2 protein-coding genes are annotated in these 2,021 nt (G+C 61.1%); both read left to right on the top strand.

What is annotated here, in order from left to right:
• A partial coding sequence (locus WAW39_RS21570; protein WP_422321231.1) for a hypothetical protein occupies nucleotides 1–591 on the top strand: 591 nt, incomplete at its 5' end.
• Nucleotides 592–599: 8 nt separating this feature from the next.
• Nucleotides 600–2,021: type II secretion system protein GspD (locus WAW39_RS21565; protein WP_422321230.1), on the top strand; the 1,422-nt coding region annotated here is incomplete at its 3' end.

Raw genomic sequence — 2,021 nt, 5'->3', positions numbered from 1 at the left:
GCCGAGGCCTCGGCGCAGACCAAAGCTGCGGTGGCCAAACGCGCGCCGTTGTTCATCGGCAATGGCACTGCGAGCTGGCTGCCACGATCGGAGCTGCTGCCGAAGGCGGAGGAGATCGAGGCACTGGCGAAGAAAATTGGCGTGCGTCAGCGCAACATGGACCCCTTTGGTCTGTCCACCTTTCCCCGCGAGGATGACGCCCCCGTGATTACCGAGGATGTGTATCGTGCGACGCCCAAAATCACGCTGAACCAGGTGCTGCAGACGCTGAAGATCAACGGTGTGAATCTGCAGCGCAAAGAGTTTCTCATTGGCGGCCGCCGTGCGGCGGAAGGCGACGTGATCGAGCTGGCGTACAAGGGGGAAGTTTTTCAGGCGCAAGTCATGGAAGTGGGCGCCACGCAACTGCATTTCCGCGATATTCAACGCGATGAGTCAGGGGTGCTCAAGCACGACATCCTTCCGCATCTCAGCATCGAGCCGTTGCAAAAAATCGCCTCCCAGATGGAGGGCCGGATGACGCCGATGGAACCCACACAAGCCACACAAGCCACACAAGCCACACAACCCACGAAACCCACGAAACCATGAGCCGATGCATGTTGCAGATCTTTTCTCTGGCGAGCCTGGGTGCGAGCTTTGCGCTCACCGCCCAGGAGGCGGTGCCGGCACCGCAGGTGCAACCGTTGCAAACCCTGCCGGCCGCCACGGTGGACGTCTCCTCACGTTTCAACAGTCTGCCCAAGCCGCCGCAGCATTCGGACGACGGATACTGGATTGACAACGCTCCGATCAACGAGGTGTTCCAATACCTCGCGCACAGCGCCGGCCTGCAGTATTTTTACAACAATGAACTGAACGATCCGCAGTTCAGCATCACCGGGCATCTCCGTACGGACAACCCGCTGCAGCAGATGGAGGAGCTGGCGGTCAATTTTGGTCTCACGCTGCATCAGCAGCGTTCCAGTGTCAGGCTCATGAACGAGGCCCAGATGGCGAAGCTCCCGGTGGAGGTGATGAGCTACGCGCTGAAGTACCTGCGGGGGGCTCCGCTCAACCGCAGCATATCCGCCCCAGCCGCGCAGGGCAGTGATGAGGAAGGTGGTGCTAAAGCAGCCGCAGCCCCGGGCGTGGTTCAGTCCGACTTCGAGAAGCTGAAGGCCATCATCCGCCCCATGCTCACGCGCGACATCGGACAGATCGAGTTTGAAGAGAAAACGAACACGCTGCTCGTCAGCGACAACAGCATCAAGCTCGAACGGGTGCGCAAGCTGCTGGAAGGAATCGACAAGGCCAAGCCGCAGATCTTGGTCAACGTCCGGGTGCTGCGCATCAAGCGCGACCAAGGCCGCCAGGTGGGGGTGGACTGGAGCCGGGCACTGGGGGACACCGGCACCAACCTGACCGCGCACCAGAGTCTGAACGCGCTTTTCAACCTGCCAGACGTCAGCACGGTGACGCGGACCGGCAGCGTGTCCGCGCCGGTGGACACGATCAATCAGGTCAACCAGCAGGGGGGGGGGCTCGTGTTCGATAACATGCAGGTGCAGGCCATTCTGCGCGCACTGGTGAATGCCAACGTCGTCACGCAGGAGGCCTGCCCCAGCATCATCACCGAGGACAACGAGCAGGGCCTGATTTCCATCGTGGACCGCTACCCTGTCATCACGTCCAACATCACCAACACTGCGGCGGGCCAGAACGTGACCGATGTGGTGCGCTACAAGATTGACAAAGAAGATCCGAGCGCGACCGAGGAGCCGGAGAAGAACCGCGAGATCGGTGTCACGCTGTCGGTGACGCCCACGCTGCTGCCTGATGGCACGGTGCGCATGAAGCTGCGTCCGCGGGTGGCAAAGATTGTCGAACTCATCGCAGGTCGTGGCAACAATATGTTTCCACGGGTGAGCGAGTCCACGGTCGAGGCCATCAGCCGCATTCCGGCGGGACAGTCGCTGTTTCTTGGCGGCTTCTATGACTACAGCAACAGCGAGGGGAACAACAAGGTGCCCGTGCTGAGC

Source organism: Prosthecobacter sp., from assembly GCF_049294395.1.
Taxonomy (GTDB): Bacteria; Verrucomicrobiota; Verrucomicrobiia; order Verrucomicrobiales; family Verrucomicrobiaceae; genus Prosthecobacter.
This window is presented reverse-complemented; position numbering and strand designations above follow the sequence as displayed.